Source organism: Curtobacterium sp. VKM Ac-2887, assembly GCF_015350935.1.
Taxonomy (GTDB): Bacteria; Actinomycetota; Actinomycetes; order Actinomycetales; family Microbacteriaceae; genus Curtobacterium.
This window is the reverse complement of sequence record NZ_JADKSB010000001.1, coordinates 235,633-251,428: the sequence shown is the minus strand read 5'-3', so window position 1 is coordinate 251,428 and position 15,796 is coordinate 235,633. Positions and strand designations below refer to the sequence as shown.

Genomic DNA, 15,796 nt, shown 5'->3' with positions numbered 1-15,796 from the left:
ATGTACCGGTGAGCGAAGTGTCGATCTCCGAAGCACGTGGCCGCCTGGCGTCGATCATCGATGACGCCCGGCACGAACCCGTCTACCTGACCCGGCGCAACAAGCGCGTCGCGGCGGTGGTGGACGCGGATGTCCTGGACCGCCTGCTCGAGGCGGCCGAGGACCTCGACGACCTGGTCGCGTACGACGCTGCCATCGCGGAGAACAAGCGCATCGGCGGCGAGAACGTGCAGTGGGACGATCTCAAGCGCGAACTCGGACTCGGATGACCTGGTCGGTCGAGGTCATCCCGTCCGCGCAACGTGTCATCCGCAAGCTCCCGCCCGACGGTCGTCGGCGGATCGAGGGACTCCTCGCGATCCTCGCCGACCACCCGCGGCCCCCGGCAGCTCGGAAGCTCGTGAACCGACCCGGTTGGCGGGTGCGATCAGGTGACTACCGTCTGATCTACGAGATCGACGACGGCCGACTCATCGTGATCGTCGTCGATGCCGGCCACCGCCGAGCGATATACCGCGACCGCTGAGCGGAGCCGGAGCCGGAGCCGGACCCGGACCCGGATCGGTCGTCTCCCCCTGGTTGCGGGTGGTGACGTGGGAGCGCTCCGATGCCATGCTTCGAGGACCGACCCGCCCGGTCCCTCCCGAGGACCCGACGCAGCGCCGTCGAACCACCCTCGGAAGGCCCCCAATGGACCAGCACGTCGACCGCACGGTCGTCTCCGCCGACGGCACGGTGATCGCCGTGTCCGACGCGGGGACCGGTCCGGCGCTCGTCGTGGTCGGTGGCGCCTTCGACCACCACGGCACCCCCACCGTCGAGCACCTGACCGGCGGCCTGCAGGACCGCTACCGGGTCATCACGTACGACCGGCGGGGCCGCGGTGCGAGCGGCGACACCACCCCGTGGACGATCGAGCGCGAGGTCGAGGACCTCGCGGCCGTCGTCGCGAGTGTGGACGGACCCGTCGTCGCGCTCGGCCTCTGCGTCGGCGCGGGGGTGGTCCTCCGGGGCCTCGCCGCCGGTGTCCCGCTCGGGGCCGCCGTGCTGTGGGAGCCGCCGTACCGGGCGACGGTCGACCCGCACGCCGACGACGTCGTCTTCGCCGACCTGCTCGACGAGCACGTCGCCGCCGGCCGTCGCGCCCAGGCCGTCCGGGCGTTCCTCGCGCACGTCCTGGGGGTGCCGATGGGGCAGATCTCGGCGCTGCGGCTGAAGGGTGCGCTCTGGCGGTCGCTCGTCGTCGACGCCCACGTGCTCAGCCGCGACGTGCGGGTGCTCAACGGCCTGGCGATCCCGGAGCGGGTGGCAGCAGCGGTCGGTGTCCCGGTGCTCGTCGCCGCGGGCAGCGACGGCCACGAGTGGATGCGGCAGGCGGCCCGAGCGGTCGTCGAGGCCGTGCCGGGCTCGGGCTACGTCGAGGTCCCCGGGCAGGGTCACGTGCCCGACCCGGCTGCGATCGGCGCCGTGCTCGACGGGTTCCTGGTCCGGGTCGTCTCACCGAGCAGCTGACTGCGAGAGGATGGCGTGGTGAACGCACCTCGTCTCGGTCTCCTGCTCGACGTCGACGGGCCCATCGCCAGCCCCGTCTCCCGCACCATCGCGATCCCGAGCATCATCGAGGACCTCGTCGCCCTCGCCGCCGAGGGCATCCCCGTCGTCTTCAACACCGGCCGGAGCGACGCCTTCATCCGGAGCGAGGTGGTCGGTCCGCTGCTCGCCGGTGGTCTCGCCGAAGGTGGCCGCGTGCACGCCGTCTGCGAGAAGGGCGCCGTCTGGTGCTCGATCGGCCCGCAGTACGAGGGCGGGACGAGCGAGCTCACCGTCGCCGACGACCTGGCGCTCCCGCGCGACTACGCCGACGAGATGCGCGAGCTCGTCCGCACCGAGTACGCCGACCTGGTGTTCTTCGACGAGACGAAGCGCGCCATGGTGTCGATCGAGCAGCGGGTGGAGGTGCCGAACGCCACGTACCTGGCTCGGCAGCCCGAGTTCGACGCGAAGGCGATGGCGGCCCTCGAGCGTCGCGGCCTGGGCGTGCGCCGTCTCGACGACGTCCGACCCGACGCCGACGGCGCCGTGCAGTGGCGGATCGACCCGACGATCATCTCGACCGACGTCGAGTCCGACCGCAGCGGCAAGGACATGGGCGCCGAGCGGTCGCTCGAGCTCCTGGCGCAGGACGGCGAGTTGCCGACGGCCTGGCGCACGATGGGCGACTCGCGCAGCGACTACGCGATGGCGGACTGGCTGCACGCGAACGGCCACGAGGTCGCGCACGTCGACGTCCGTCCCTCGGACGGCGTTCCGGCGACGCCGTACCCGGTGCTCACCGCACCCGACGGGGTGATCCACGACGAGGCCGGAGCGCGGTTCCTGGCGGACTGGCGCCGATCCGCCTGAGCCGAGCCGGGCCTCCCGGTCGACCCGCTCTGCCCACGGAACCTGGTTCCGGACACCGCACCGCGCCGTTCCCTGGTTCCGCGTCCGGAACCTGGTTCCCATGCGCCCAGCGGCTCCGCTGTTTGCGTGTCGGGGTGGTACACCAGTAATGTCACGGGGTCCGCCGCCCAGTCGATGACGGGATCCACCCCATGGCAACGAAGCTCCGCATCAAGTCGATCGAGGCCTCACTGGCCGACTCCGAGGAGCAGGGCCGGTCCCTGAAGCGCTCCCTGAAGACGTTTGACATCGCCGCGATGGGCATCGCGGTCGCCGTCGGCGCCGGCATCTTCTCGGTCGGCGCGAACGCCGCCGCGAACTTCGCCGGGCCCGGCGTCATCATCTCGTTCCTGCTCGCCGCGGTCACGTGTGGCCTGGCGATCATGTGCTACGCCGAGTTCGCCTCGACGATCCCCGTCGCCGGCTCCGCGTACACGTTCACCTACGCCACGATGGGCGAGCTCCTCGCCTGGATCGTCGGCTGGGACCTCATCCTCGAGACCCTCACCGCGAGCGCCGTCATCGCGAAGTACTGGGGCATCTACCTCAGCACCGCGTTCGACGTCTTCGGTGTGACCCTGCCCAGCACGATCCAGCTCGGCCCGATCCCGTTCACCTGGGGCCCGGTCCTGATCGTCGGCATCTTCACGGTGCTGCTCGCCTTCGGCACCCGCCTGTCGTCGCGGGTCTCGGCGGTCATCACGATCATCAAGGTCGCCATCGTGGTGTTCGTCATCGTCGCCGGTGCGTTCTTCGTCAAGGCCGCGAACTTCACCCCGTTCATCCCGCCGTCGGAGCCCGCCAAGGGCGCCGAGGGCAGCGTCTGGACCCAGTCGCTCGTGTCCTGGTTCACCGGTTCCGAGCCCGCGCAGTACGGCGTCTTCGGGCTGCTCGCCGCGGCGTCGCTCGTGTTCTTCGCGTTCATCGGGTTCGACGTCGTCGCGACCAGCGCGGAGGAGACCGAGAACCCGCAGAAGACGCTGCCCCGCGGCATCTTCATCGGCCTGGGCATCGTGACGCTGCTCTACGTCGGCGTCAGCATCGTCATCACCGGCATGGTCTCCTACCAGCGCCTGGCGCAGGAGGACGCACCGTCCCTGGCCTCGGCCTTCGACATCGTCGGGTTGCCGTGGGCTGCCGGCATCATCGCCATCGGCTCCCTGATCGGTCTGACGACCGTCGTCATGGTGCTGCTGCTCGGCCTGTCCCGCATCGTCTTCGCGATGAGCCGCGACGGTCTGCTGCCGCGCTGGTTCTCGAAGACGAACCCGAAGACGCAGACGCCGGTGCGCGTGCAGGTCGTCGCGGGCGTCGTCGTCGCGCTGCTCGCCGGCTTCACGGCGGTGGACAAGCTCGAGGGCATGATCAACATCGGCACCCTGTCGGCCTTCGTGCTGGTGTCGATCGGCATCATCGTGCTCCGCAAGTCGCGCCCGGACGCCCCGCGCTCGTTCCGGGTGCCGTGGTCGCCGGTGATCCCGATCCTGTCGGCGGTGCTGTGCTTCTGGCTGATGCTGAACCTCGAGGTCGAGACCTGGCTGCGGTTCGTCGTCTGGCTCGTCATCGGCTTCGCGATCTACTTCGGCTACAGCCGCCGCAACAGCCGGGTGGGCAAGGGGCAGCAGTAGCGGGCTCCGGCCTCCTACGCGCCGACGACCAGCAGGACGCCGAAGCCCAGCATCACGACGGCGACCAGGCCGTCGAACACCCGCCACGTCAGGGGCTTCGCGAACAGCGGCCGGAGCAGTCGCCCGCCGAACCCGAGCGCGCCGAACCACAGGCAGCTCGCCGCGACGGCGCCGACCGTCCACAGCCACCGGTCGTCGGGACCCTGCTGGTTCGCCACGGACCCGAGGAACACCAGCGTGTCCAGGTACACGTGCGGGTTCGCCCACGTGAAGACGAGCATGGTCGCCACCGCCGTGCGCATGGTCACCGCCTGGCCGGGAGGCGCGGTGCGCGTCCGCCCCGCCACCACCGTCCCCGGGCGCTCGGGTCCACTGCCCGCGGCCGGCTCCGGCACGCCGTCGTCCGCCGCCTGGTCGGCGACGCGAGTCGCGATGGTCACGTCGTCCGCCGCCGCCTCGTCGGCCACGCGCATGGCGTCGCTCGACGGCCGCAGTGCCCGTCGCGCGGCGAGCACGCCGTAGGTCACGAGGAACGCGGCTCCGACGAACCGCACGACGACGAGTGCCACCGGGAACCGCTCGACCACGGCCCCGACGCCGAGCACCCCGGCGACGATGAGCACGGCGTCCGACACCGCGCACACGACGACCGCCGCCGTCACCACCCGCAGGCCCGAGCTGACCGCCAACCGGAGCAGGTAGGTGTTCTGCACACCGATCGCGACGATCAGGGCGAGTCCGGTGCCGAGGCCGGCGAGCAGGGGGAGGAGTGCGGTCACGTCCACGACGCTAGGGGCACCCTCGTCTGTAGACCAGCTCACGTTCCTACAGCGCCGTAAGCTGCACTGCATGGTCCGGTTCCAGCGCGAGCACCTCGAGACCCTGTTGGCCGCCGTCGACCACGGCACCCTCGACGCGGCTGCCCGGGCCCTGGCGATCACCCCGTCGGCGGTCTCGCAGCGCATCAAGTCGATGGAGCAGCAGGTCGGCCGGGTCCTGCTGCAACGGACGACCCCGGTCACCCCGACAGCCGACGGCGCGGTCGTGCTCCGGCACGCACGCCAGGTGCGGTTGCTCGACGACGAGACCGCCCGTGCACTCGGCGAGACCGGTGCCGACGGTGCGGGGTCTGCGGTGCCGTCGATCCCGCTCGCCGTCAACGCCGACTCGCTCGGCACGTGGTTCCTCGACGCGCTCGCACTCGTCCGTGCCGACACCGAGGTGGTCTTCGACCTGCACCGCGAGGACCAGGACCGCACCGCCGAGCTGCTGCGCGCCGGCACGGTGATGGGTGCCGTGACGGCCGAGGCGGACCCCGTGCAGGGCTGCTCGTCGGTACCGCTCGGCATCGACCGGTACCGGGCGGTGGCATCGCCGGCGTTCGTCGACCGCTACCTGTCCGACGCCGACACCGAGCGGCGGATGCTGAGCCGCCTCGACCGGGTGCCGCTCGTCGACTACGACCGTGACGACGACCTGCAGCAGGGCTACCTCCGCCGGGTGCTCGGCCACGCGCCCTCCGGTCCACGCCACTTCGTCCCGACCTCGGCCGACTTCGCACGGGCGGTCTCGCTCGGCTTCGGGTGGGGGATGCTGCCCGAGGCGCAGTGCCTCGATGCCCTGGCGCGGGGCGAGCTGCTCGAGCTCACCCCGACCCGCCGAGCCGACGTCGCCCTGTGGTGGCAACGGTGGAACCTGGCGTCACCGCTGCTCGAGCGGGTCACGGACGCGGTGCGGTCGACCGCCGCCGAGCGCCTGCACCCCGTCACCCGGTGAGCAGGCACGTGCCGGTGCTCGTCGCTGCGCCCGCGGTTCAGGTCTGGCAGCGCGGGCACCAGTAGGTGTCCCGCAGGGTGAGCTCCGAGTCACCGAGGTCTCCTCGCCGGATCCGGGTGCCGCACCGCAGGCACGGCTTGCCCGCTCGTCCGTAGACCCAGAACCGACGCCCCGGGCGGTCGATCCCCGTCGTCACCCGGTGGCTGCGGTCGCGGTTCGCCAGGATGAGCCGGCTCGCCAGGGAGATCGTCCGGCCGGCGTCGTGCACCTCGGCCACCGGTCGGGTCGGCAGGACCCCGCGCAGGAAGCAGAGCTCGTTGCGGTAGACGTTGCCGAGGCCGGCGAGCACGCGCTGGTCGAGCAGCGCCAGTCCGACCGGCCGTGCAGGATCCCGCGTCAGGTTCTCGAGCGCCAGGTCGGCGTCCCAGTCGGGCCCGAGCAGGTCCGGGCCGAGGTGTCCGACGACCTCGGACTCCTGGTCGCGGGGGATCACCTCGAGCACCCCGAGCGTGAACCCGACGGTCGAGACGTCCTCGGTGTCGAGGATCGCGCGTGCCTGGTGCGCCGGGCGTCGCCAGCGCTCACCTGGCGCGTAGACGTCCCACCGCCCCTCCATCTTCAGGTGCGAGTGCACGGTCAGGTCCCCGATCCGGTGCAGCAGGTGCTTGCCACGGGGCACGACCTCGTCGACGGTGCGGCCGACCAGGTCGACGGTCGCGAACGCGGGCACCCGGAAGTCGCTCCGGGTCAGGACCTTGCCCGCGAGCGCCGTGTGCAGCCGGTGCGCTGCCCGGTAGACGGTGTCGCCCTCAGGCACGGAGCCGGAGTCCCTGCGGGGTGGCGGTGAACCCGGCGTCGCCCAGCGCGGTGCCGAGCGGGGTCCCGAGCACGAACTCGCCGTCGACGCGCTCGACCGCGAGCTTCCGCAGGCCCGTGCGCACGATGCCCGCGATCGACGCGGCCGCGACGGCGAGGTCCGCGGGGTCGTCGGTGAAGGTCAGCACCGACTTGCCGCCGCGCTCGACGTACACCGCGAGCCGGCCGTCGACGGTGGTGACGAGCGCTCCGGCCTTGCGCCCGGGCCGGTGGCCGCGGGAGCCGGTGGTGGCCGGTGCCGGGGCCATCTGCGCAGCCGCAGCGACAGCAGCGACGTCGGCGCCCGTGTCGCCCGCCTCGGCCGCCGCGTGGTCCTCGGACGGCCAGGGCAGCGATGCTCCGTACGGGTTCGCGGGGTCGGTCGCGGCCAGGGTCAGTGCCTCGCGCTTCCGGTCCGGGTCGACGCGCTCGTCGTCGAGGTCACGGGCGTAGGTCCGCAGCCGGTCGATGGTCGGACCCGTGGCGAACTGTGCGGCCCCGAGGCCCTCGATGAAGTAGCCGCGGCGCGCCCGCCCGGACTCCTCGAACCGCGAGAGCACCCGGTACACGCCCGCGAACCCACCTCGGACCCCCTCGACCTGGACGGCCCCGCGGGTGACGACCCCGTAGCGCTCGAGCAGCTGCTCGGCGGTCGCGGCGGCCCGCACGGTCGAGTCGGACTCGGCCAGGGGGAGCAGGGACCAGCGGCCACCGACGGACGGCGGACCGGACTGCGTCGGCATCGTCGGACGTCGGCGCCCGCGGTACGCACGAGCCCGCGGGGCGCTGCTGCTCTTCGCCTTGCCGCCGAGCATCGAGCGCAGCGGAGCGAACGTGTCGTTCGTGATCTGTCCGGCCCAGACGAGGTCCCACAGCGCCGTCGTCAGGGCCGGGTCGTCGGTGCTGCCGACGGCCTGCCCGAGCTGGCGGAAGAAGTACGCGCCGCCGCCGGCCAGGGCACCGAGCACGTCGCGCTGCAGCTCAGTGGTCTCGTCGCCGGAGGGCTCGGCGAGCGTCGTCGACGCCGTCTCGGCGAGGTGCAGGCGCACCCACCCGTCGTTGCCGGGCAGGGTCCCGCCGCCGGACCACAGGACCTCGCCGGTGGCGGTGAGCTCGTCGAGCATGTTCGTGGAGTAGTCGGTCACCCGCGCGGGCAGCACCAGGGTCTCCCAGGCGCTGGCGGGCAGGGCGACGCCGGCGAGCTGGTCGATCACCTGCAGGACCCCGTCGACCCCGCGCAGGCCGCCGCGGGTGCCGGGGGTCTGCACGTGCTGCCAGGCGGGCAGGAAGCGCGCGAGCGTGTCCGGCGACACCGGCTCGACCTCGTGGCGGAGCGCGGCGAGGGACTTCGTGCGGATCCGGCGCAGGACCTCGGCGTCGCACCACTCGGCGCCCTGCCGATCCGGGCGGAACTCGCCCTCGACCACACGTCGGTCGGCGACCAGACGGCGCAGGGTGTCCTGCACGACGGCGACCCCGAGGCCGAGGCGACCCGCGGCCTCCTGCGCCGAGAACGGCCCGTGCGACCGGGCGTACCGGCCGACCAGGTCACCGAGCGGGTCGGCGACGGGTTCGACGAACGCGGTCGGCACGCCGATCGGCAGCGGGACCCCGAGGGCGTCACGCAGGCGCGAGGCGTCTTCGATGACGGCCCAGCGGGTGGACCCGGCGTGTGAGAACGACAGGACCCGGCGGTCGCGCTCGAGCGCGGTGAGCACGGTCTGCACCTCGGTCGCAGCGGCGGAGCGGTCGTCCGACGCCGCCAGCCAGCTCCGGTCGACGGCTTCGTCGAGGTCGAGCGCGCCGACGAGCCGCAGCACGTCGACCAGCCCCTCGGCGTCGCGCGCCCGGCGGTCCGGCGACAGCCGCTGCAGGTCCTGTTCCACCGAGGCGATGACCGCCGGGTCGAGCAGCTCCCGCAGTTCGGCGCGGCCGAGCAGTTCGCCGAGCAGGGTCGAGTCGAGCGACAGTGCCGCGGCCCGGCGCTCGGCGAGCGGGGAATCGCCCTCGTACATGAACGCGGCGACGTACCCGAACAGGATCGAGCGGGCGAACGGGGACGGCGTCTCGGTCTCGGTCTCGACCAGGCGGATGCGGCGGCCGGCGATCTCGTCGGCGATGCCGAGCAGGGCGGGCACGTCGTAGACGTCCTGCAGCACTTCGCGCACGGTCTCGAGCACGATCGGGAACGACGGGTACTTCCGGGCCACCTCGAGCAGCTGCGAGGCCCGCTGCCGCTGCTGCCACAGGGGCGATCGCTGCCCGGGGTTCCGACGGGGCAGCAGCAGGGCGCGCGCCGCACACTCGCGGAACCGCGCGGCGAACAGCGCCGACCCACCGACCTCGTCCGTGACGAGTGCCTCGAGGTCGTCGCGCTCGAACACGAACAGGTCGGCGCCCGGCGGTTCGGCGTCGGTCTCGGGGATGCGCACCACGATGCCATCGTCGGCGGCCATCGCGTCGCCGTCGATGCCGTGGCGTTCACGCAACCGTGCCGCGACCGCCAGGGCCCACGGCGCGTGCACCTGCATGCCGTACGGCGAGTGCAGGATGAGCCGCCAGTCGCCGAGTTCGTCGCGGAAGCGCTCGACCACGAGCGTGGTGTCGTTCGGCACGTGACCGGTGGCCGCGCGCTGGTCGCGCAGGAAGGTCAGCAGGTTCGTGACGGCACGCTCGTCGAGGCCGCCGGCGGCGACCCGGGCGCGGGCGTCGTCGTCCGAGGCGCCCTCGACCTCGCGCACGAACGCCCCCGTCGCGCGACCGAGTTCGGCGGGGCGGCCGATGCCGTCGCCCTTCCAGAACGGCACCCGACCGGGCTGTCCGAACGCCGGGCTCACGATGACCCGGTCGTGGGTGATCTCCTCGATCCGCCAGCTCGTGGCTCCGAGGGCGAAGACGTCGCCGACGCGGGACTCGTAGACCATCTCCTCGTCGAGCTCGCCGACCCGGGAGGCCTTCTCGCCGACCATGAACACGCCGAACATGCCGCGGTCCGGGATCGTGCCGCCGCTCGTCACCGCGAGCCGCTGGGCGCCGGGGCGTCCGGTCAGGGTGCCGTGCACGCGGTCCCACACCAGCCGCGGGCGGAGTTCGGCGAACTCGTCGCTCGGGTACCGCCCGGTGATCAGGTCGAGCGTGGCGTCGAACGCCGAGCGGGGCAGCCCGCTGAACGGAGCGCTCCGCCGGACCAGGTCGAACCAGTGCTCGACGTCGACGGTGTCGATCGCTCCCGCGGCGACGGTGTGCTGCGCCAGCACGTCGAGGGGGTTCGCCGGCACCGAGATCGACTCGATCTGCCCCGAGACCATCCGTTCGACCGTGACCGCACTGTTGACGAGGTCGGCGCGGTGCTTCGGGAACAGCACCCCGCGGGAGATCTCGCCCACCTGGTGCCCGGCACGCCCGACGCGCTGCAGGCCGCTCGCGACCGAGGGTGGCGCCTCGACCTGGACGACGAGGTCGACCTCGCCCATGTCGATCCCGAGCTCGAGCGAACTCGTCGCGACGACGCACCGCAGCCGACCGGACTTCAGGTCGTCCTCGATGATGGCGCGCTGGTCCTTCGACACCGAGCCGTGGTGGGCGCGGGCGAGCACGGGCACTGCAGTGTCGGAGCCGCCGCCACCGGTTTGCCCGGACGCGCCGATCATCTGCGCCGGCGGCCGCTTCGTGCCCTGGGGTGCGACCGCGTGCGCCGAGGTCCGGGCGGGCGACTGTGGGCGACCCCGCGCCACCGGCAGTCCGTCGTCGGCCGGCGAGACACCCGCCGGCACCAGCGCATCGCCCTCCGCGGCCGAAGCCGGAGCCGCCGCGGCGAGGACGCGCTCTTCGTGGATCTCGTTCAGCCGCGCGGTGAGTCGCTCGGCCAGTCGCCGCGAGTTCGCGAACACGATCGTCGACCGGTGCTCCTCGATGAGGTCGACCACACGCTCTTCGACGTGCGGCCAGATCGAGCCGTTCGCGGGCGCATCGGACGCGTCCGCACCGACCGGCGGAGCACCGAGCTCGGCCATGTCGTCGACCGGCACGACCACGCGCAGGTCGAAGGTCTTCTGCGCCGGCGGGGCGATGATCGTCACCGGCGCCCGACCCCCGAGGAACCGGGCGACCTCTTCCGGCGGCCGGACCGTGGCGGACAGCCCGATGCGCTGCACCGGCTTGTCGAGCAGGTCGTCGAGCCGTTCGAGCGAGACGGCCAGGTGCGCTCCGCGCTTGGTCGAGGCGACCGCGTGCACCTCGTCCACGATGACGGTGTCGACGTTGACCAGGGTCTCGCGCGCCTGCGAGGTGAGCATGAGGTACAGCGACTCGGGCGTCGTGATGAGGATGTCCGGCGGCTGGCGGAGCAGCTTCTGCCGGTCCGACGACGGGGTGTCGCCACTGCGCACCCCGACGGTGACCTCTGGTGGTTCGGTACCGAGCCGCCTGGCCGTCTGCGTGATGCCGACGAGCGGGCTGCGCAGGTTCCGCTCGACGTCGACGCCGAGGGCCTTGAGCGGCGAGACGTACAGGACCCGCGTGCGCTGCTTGGCCGGGGGCCGGTCGGTCGCGCTGATGAGCCGGTCGATCGACCACAGGAACGAGGCCAGGGTCTTGCCGGAACCGGTCGGCGCGATGACGAGTGCGTGCTGCCCCGTCGAGATGGCGTCCCACGCGCCCGCCTGTGCCGGAGTGGGGGCGTCGAACGCACCACGGAACCACTCCGCGGTCGCGGGGGAGAAGCGCTCGAAGACGTCCGTCATGGTCCGCCCATCCTGCCCGCCACCACCGACAGCAGGCCGAGCGGGGAATACTCCTTGACAAGACGATAGTTAGCGATCTATCGTAAACACATCGCGATACGACGAAGACGAAACCAGTCAGACCGATCGCGAGCCGACTCAGCAACAAGGAAGGACGCACCATGCGCCCCATGCACAACGACAACGACAGCAACCACCACCCGCGCGGCCCCCGTTTCGGCGGCGCGCGGCAGCACCACGGCGCCGGTTTCCCCGGCCGCGACCGCGGTGACCACGAGCACGGCGGCCGAGGCGGCCGTGGCTTCGGCCCGGGCTTCGGGCCGGGCATGGGCTTCGGCCCCGGCTTCGGTGGCTTCGGCGGACCCGGCTTCGGTCGTGAACGCCGCCGCCGCGGTGACGTCCGCCTCGCGATCCTCGGCCTGCTGGCCGAGGGGCCGCAGAACGGCTACGCCGTGATCAAGACCATCGCCGAACGCACCGGCGGCGCCTGGAAGCCGAGCCCCGGCTCGGTCTACCCGACGCTCCAGCAGCTCGTCGACGAAGACCTCGTGGTCTCGTCGGGCGACGGCCGCAAGACCCTCTTCGAGCTCACCGACGCCGGCAAGGCCGAGGCTGAGGCGAAGGCCGACGAGATCGCCGCGGCACTCGACGCGGCCCCCGGGATCCCGGACGCGCAGCGCGAGTTCTTCGAAGCGCTCCGGAAGACCATGGGCGTCCTGCAGATGTACCGGACGACCGCGACGGAGGACCAGGCCAAGGCCGCCACCGCCAAGGTCGACCAGCTCCGCAAGGACCTGCTGCAGATCCTCGCCGACTGACGGACAGGAGGCACGGTGCCAGCCCGCACCGTGCCTCCCGTCCGTCGTCGCCGGGGCCGACCCCCGCGCATCGTGAGCAGAAATGGTCGAGTCCGCACGTCGGACCCGACCATTTCTGCTCACCAAGCGGGCTGCGCGTCGCACCAAGCGCGCCCCGCGCCTACGCGCCGTCGATGAACGCCGCGACGTCCGACAGCTCCGCTGCCGACACCGCGTGCGGCAGGCCCTCGTACGTCCGGTCCGTCACGGTGGTGTTCGCCGCCGCCCACGCCTGCGTCCGCGCGGTGGCCTCCGCCGGGATCACCGGGTCGAGGTCTCCGTGCCCGAGGAACACCCGCGGCCGGACGGCGGCGACGGCCTCGTCACGCGCATCCGTCACCCCCGGCACGACGAACCCGGACAGCGACACCGCGAAGGCGAACGCAGCCGGTCGTACCCGCAGCAGCTGCAGCGCCATCGACCCGCCCTGCGAGAACCCGAGCAGCCCGATCCGCGGGTGGTCGGCGGCGACGGAGTCGACCCACGCGAGCACCTCGGCGACCGCGGCGTCGACGGGCTCGAGTGCGGGGGAGCCCGGCGTCCCGAGCGGGTACCAGCTGAACCCCTGGCCCCACGGCATCGGTGCCCGCAGTGACGCCATCGTCCAGGCCGCCGGCAGCGCGGGGGCGAGTCCGAGCAGGTCGCGTTCGTTCGACCCCACCCCGTGCATGGTCACGAGCAGCGGTGTCCCTGCGCGTTCCTCCGCGGGACGGGTCCACTGCACCAGGTCTGCATCAATCATGTGGACAACGCTAACCATCCCCAAGTCCCGCGCCTTCCGCCGAACTCGACGCCGTCCCTGGTAGACACGGTGCATGGCCTCGTTGCAAACCCCCGACCCCGACTCCGGCTGGCTGTCCGACGAGGAACTCGCCAACGCGCGTCGTCGACTCCCCATCTGCTACGTCGAGGCGATCCCCGTCCGTACCGACGGGCTCGGCGTCGTGACCGAGGTCGGAGTGCTGCTGCGTGTGGCCCCGAGCGGCTCGATCGTCCGCACCCTGGTGTCCGGTCGCGTGATGTTCGGCGAGTCCATCCGCACGGCGCTCTTCCGTCACCTCGAGAAGGACCTCGGCCCGATGGCGTTCCCGCAGCTGCCGTCGAGCCCGACGCCGTTCACGGTGGCCGAGTACTTCCCGCTGCCCGGCGCCTCGGTGTACACCGACGAACGGCAGCACGCGATCTCGCTGGCCTACGTCGTCCCGGTCACCGGCACGTGCGAGCCCCGGCAGGACGCCCTCGAGCTCACCTGGATGACCCCGATGGAAGCCGCGTCGGACGGCGTCGCCGACGACATGGAGGGTGGCCGCGGCGCCCTGCTGCGTGCGGGCCTCGCGTCGGTCGGCGCGCTCATGTAGCGACCGGCTCGGTTCCCGAACACGACGGAGCCCCCCCCCGAACACGACGAAGCCCCCGGATCCGGGGGCTTCGCAGCGCGGTGATTGACCGGCTTGTTACTTCGTGTCGCGGTCGCTCTTGAGGCTGTCGGCGACGCCGGAAGCGGCGTCCTTGACGTTCGTACCCGCCTGCTTGGTGTCGGCCTTGACCTGATCGGTCTTGCCCTCAGCCTTGAGGTGGTCGTTGTCCGTCGCGTTCCCGACGGCCTCCTTGACCTTGCCTGCCGCCTTCTCAGCGGCGTTCTTGATGTCTTCGATCCCAGCCATAGGCACTCCTTCCAACAGCGGACGTTTCCCCGTCAGCCGCTTGCGCGGCATCCGGTGAAGGAGAACCTACGCCTTGGGGGCGTCCGCTTCGCAGGCGCCCCCAAGGTTGTCCCCCGCTGGTCAGCGCGGGCCGGGTCGACAGGTCAGTGGCGGTCGGCAGCGCCGGCCGGACGGGAGGCACGGCGCGACGAGCCACGACGGCCCCCGCCCGACTCCTGGCCGGCTCCACGGCCCGCGGCGTAGCCACCGTCCGAGGACCAGACGGCAGAGGACCCACCGCGCACGGTGTCGCTGCCGGCACGACGGCTGCCGCCGGTACGGCGACCACCCGTCGAGCCCGCGCCCGCGGCGGCGGAGCGCCCGGTGCCCTCGGAACGTGCGCCACGAGCCGGACGGCCCTGACGGCCCCCGGCCGAACCGGCGGACTCGGAAGCCGAGCCGGCACGCGCGGGCTGACCCGAGCCTCCCGGACGGCCGCCGCGACCACGACGACCACGGTCACCGGCGGAATCGGCGGAGCGCTGCTTCGGCTGACGCTGCTGCTGCGCGGGCTGGTCCTCGGCGACGTGGCGGATCGGGGCGATCTCACCGACGAGCGTGGTGACCGCCGGGGAGGTCGCGGTGACCTGCTGCGGGGTGACCTTGATCGCGGCGGCACGCATCATCTGCGCGACGTCGCGACGCTCGGCGGGCATCGTCACCGTGACCACGTCACCGGACGAACCGGCACGGGCGGTACGGCCCGAGCGGTGCAGGTACGCCTTGTGCTCGGTGGGCGGGTCGACGTGCACGACGAGCTCGACGTTGTCGACGTGCACACCACGGGCGGCGACGTCGGTGGCGACGAGGACGAGGGCCTCGCCGGACGAGAACTTCGCCAGGTTCCGCTCACGGGCGCCCTGCGACAGGTTGCCCTGCAGGTCGACGGCCGGGATCCCCTGGCTGCTGAGCTGCTTGGCGAGGCGCTTGGCGTGGTGCTTCGTGCGCATGAAGAGGATGCGGCGACCGTTGCCCGAGGCGAGGGTGCTCACGAGGTGCTTCTTCGCGTCGGCGTCGGCGACCTCGAACAGGTGGTGGGTCATCGCCTCGACGGGGCTGTTCGCCTCGTCGACGGAGTGCATCACCGGGTTGTGCAGGAACTTCTTGACGAGCTTGTCCACGCCGTTGTCGAGCGTGGCGGAGAACAGCAGACGCTGCCCCTGCTCGGGCGTCGCCTGCATGATCTTGGTCACGCCGGGCAGGAAGCCCATGTCGGCCATGTGGTCGGCCTCGTCGAGGACGGTCACCTCGATGTCACCGAGGTTGACGTGGCCCTGCTGCATGAGGTCGGCGAGGCGACCCGGGCAGGCCACGACGACGTCCACGCCGCCGCGCAGGGCGTCGACCTGACGGCCCTGTCCGACGCCACCGAAGATGGTCGTGGTGTTGAGGCCCATGGCCTTGGCGAGCGGGGCGAGGGCGACGTCGATCTGGGTCGCGAGCTCACGGGTGGGGGCGAGCACCAGGGCGCGGGGGCGGCCGGCGCGGCGCTTGCGGCCACTGGCGGCGAGGCGCGCGACGAGCGGGATCGCGAAGGCGATCGTCTTGCCGGAGCCGGTGCGGCCACGGCCGAGGACGTCCTTGCCCTGCAGGGAGTCGGGGAGCGTGTCCTCCTGGATCGGGAACGCGGTCTCCTTGCCCTGGTCGGCGAGGACGGCGACCATCGGCGCGGGGACGCCCAGGTCGGAGAAACGGAGGTCATTGGTGGTCATGGTGACCTTTCGAGCCGGATGAGACCGGCTGTGGGCGCGCTCTGAGGCAGCGCGCGGGCGGGACGCGCGCCAACAGAGGTG

Annotated in this window: 14 protein-coding genes; 8 read left to right on the top strand and 6 right to left on the bottom strand. The window is 72.3% G+C overall.

Annotated features, from left to right (window positions below; genetic code table 11):
* Positions 1–8: 8 nt before the first annotated feature.
* From ITJ69_RS01200 to ITJ69_RS01180, 5 genes are all read left to right on the top strand, one after another.
* The gene (locus ITJ69_RS01200; protein ID WP_123293073.1) at positions 9–269 is read left to right on the top strand and encodes a type II toxin-antitoxin system Phd/YefM family antitoxin; all 261 of its coding nucleotides are present in this window, start codon (positions 9–11) and stop codon (positions 267–269) included.
* Positions 266–526: a type II toxin-antitoxin system RelE family toxin gene (locus ITJ69_RS01195; RefSeq protein ID WP_123293075.1), complete on the top strand. Its 261-nt coding sequence runs from the start codon at positions 266–268 to the stop codon at positions 524–526. Before ITJ69_RS01200 ends, ITJ69_RS01195 begins: the two co-directional genes overlap by 4 nt.
* Positions 527–690: 164 nt before the next feature.
* A complete protein-coding gene (locus ITJ69_RS01190; RefSeq protein WP_194671752.1) occupies positions 691–1,512 on the top strand; it encodes an alpha/beta fold hydrolase in 822 nt (273 codons plus the stop codon).
* Between the two features lie 18 nt (positions 1,513–1,530).
* The gene (locus ITJ69_RS01185; RefSeq protein WP_194671751.1) at positions 1,531–2,403 is read left to right on the top strand and encodes a hypothetical protein; all 873 of its coding nucleotides are present in this window, start codon (positions 1,531–1,533) and stop codon (positions 2,401–2,403) included.
* A gap of 191 nt (positions 2,404–2,594) precedes the next feature.
* On the top strand, positions 2,595–4,070 hold the full coding sequence (locus tag ITJ69_RS01180) for an amino acid permease (RefSeq protein ID WP_123293079.1): 1,476 nt from the start codon (positions 2,595–2,597) through the stop codon (positions 4,068–4,070).
* A gap of 14 nt (positions 4,071–4,084) precedes the next feature.
* On the opposite strand, the gene ITJ69_RS01175 is transcribed toward ITJ69_RS01180, so the two are convergent.
* Positions 4,085–4,849 carry a LysE/ArgO family amino acid transporter gene (locus ITJ69_RS01175; protein WP_323742875.1) on the bottom strand — a complete coding sequence of 255 codons (765 nt, stop codon included), beginning with the start codon at positions 4,847–4,849 and terminating at the stop codon, positions 4,085–4,087.
* A gap of 70 nt (positions 4,850–4,919) precedes the next feature.
* Between ITJ69_RS01175 and ITJ69_RS01170 the strand changes: the two genes are divergently transcribed.
* A complete protein-coding gene (locus ITJ69_RS01170; protein ID WP_194671749.1) occupies positions 4,920–5,846 on the top strand; it encodes a LysR family transcriptional regulator ArgP in 927 nt (308 codons plus the stop codon).
* Between the two features lie 37 nt (positions 5,847–5,883).
* On the opposite strand, the gene ITJ69_RS01165 is transcribed toward ITJ69_RS01170, so the two are convergent.
* A complete protein-coding gene (locus tag ITJ69_RS01165) occupies positions 5,884–6,663 on the bottom strand; it encodes an Fpg/Nei family DNA glycosylase (RefSeq protein ID WP_123671403.1) in 780 nt (259 codons plus the stop codon).
* Positions 6,656–11,443, bottom strand: a complete 4,788-nt coding sequence (locus ITJ69_RS01160; protein WP_194671748.1) for a DEAD/DEAH box helicase — start codon at positions 11,441–11,443, stop codon at positions 6,656–6,658. The genes ITJ69_RS01165 and ITJ69_RS01160 overlap by 8 nt, the downstream gene beginning before the upstream one ends.
* 161 nt (positions 11,444–11,604) lie before the next feature.
* On the opposite strand from ITJ69_RS01160, the gene ITJ69_RS01155 reads away from it, so the two are divergent.
* The gene (locus ITJ69_RS01155; protein WP_111083510.1) at positions 11,605–12,261 is read left to right on the top strand and encodes a PadR family transcriptional regulator; all 657 of its coding nucleotides are present in this window, start codon (positions 11,605–11,607) and stop codon (positions 12,259–12,261) included.
* Between the two features lie 160 nt (positions 12,262–12,421).
* Here ITJ69_RS01155 and ITJ69_RS01150 read toward each other — a convergent pair whose 3' ends face one another.
* Positions 12,422–13,042, bottom strand: a complete 621-nt coding sequence (locus tag ITJ69_RS01150; RefSeq protein ID WP_194671747.1) for an alpha/beta hydrolase — start codon at positions 13,040–13,042, stop codon at positions 12,422–12,424.
* Positions 13,043–13,115: 73 nt separating this feature from the next.
* On the opposite strand from ITJ69_RS01150, the gene ITJ69_RS01145 reads away from it, so the two are divergent.
* The gene (locus tag ITJ69_RS01145; RefSeq protein ID WP_111083509.1) at positions 13,116–13,658 is read left to right on the top strand and encodes an NUDIX hydrolase family protein; all 543 of its coding nucleotides are present in this window, start codon (positions 13,116–13,118) and stop codon (positions 13,656–13,658) included.
* Positions 13,659–13,754: 96 nt separating this feature from the next.
* On the opposite strand, the gene ITJ69_RS01140 is transcribed toward ITJ69_RS01145, so the two are convergent.
* Together ITJ69_RS01140 and ITJ69_RS01135 are read right to left on the bottom strand one after the other, a co-directional pair.
* Positions 13,755–13,964, bottom strand: a complete 210-nt coding sequence (locus ITJ69_RS01140; RefSeq protein ID WP_111083508.1) for a CsbD family protein — start codon at positions 13,962–13,964, stop codon at positions 13,755–13,757.
* A gap of 143 nt (positions 13,965–14,107) precedes the next feature.
* Entirely contained in the window at positions 14,108–15,715 is a 1,608-nt protein-coding gene (locus ITJ69_RS01135) for a DEAD/DEAH box helicase (RefSeq protein ID WP_131845925.1), read from the bottom strand.
* Between the last annotated feature and the right edge of the window lie 81 nt (positions 15,716–15,796).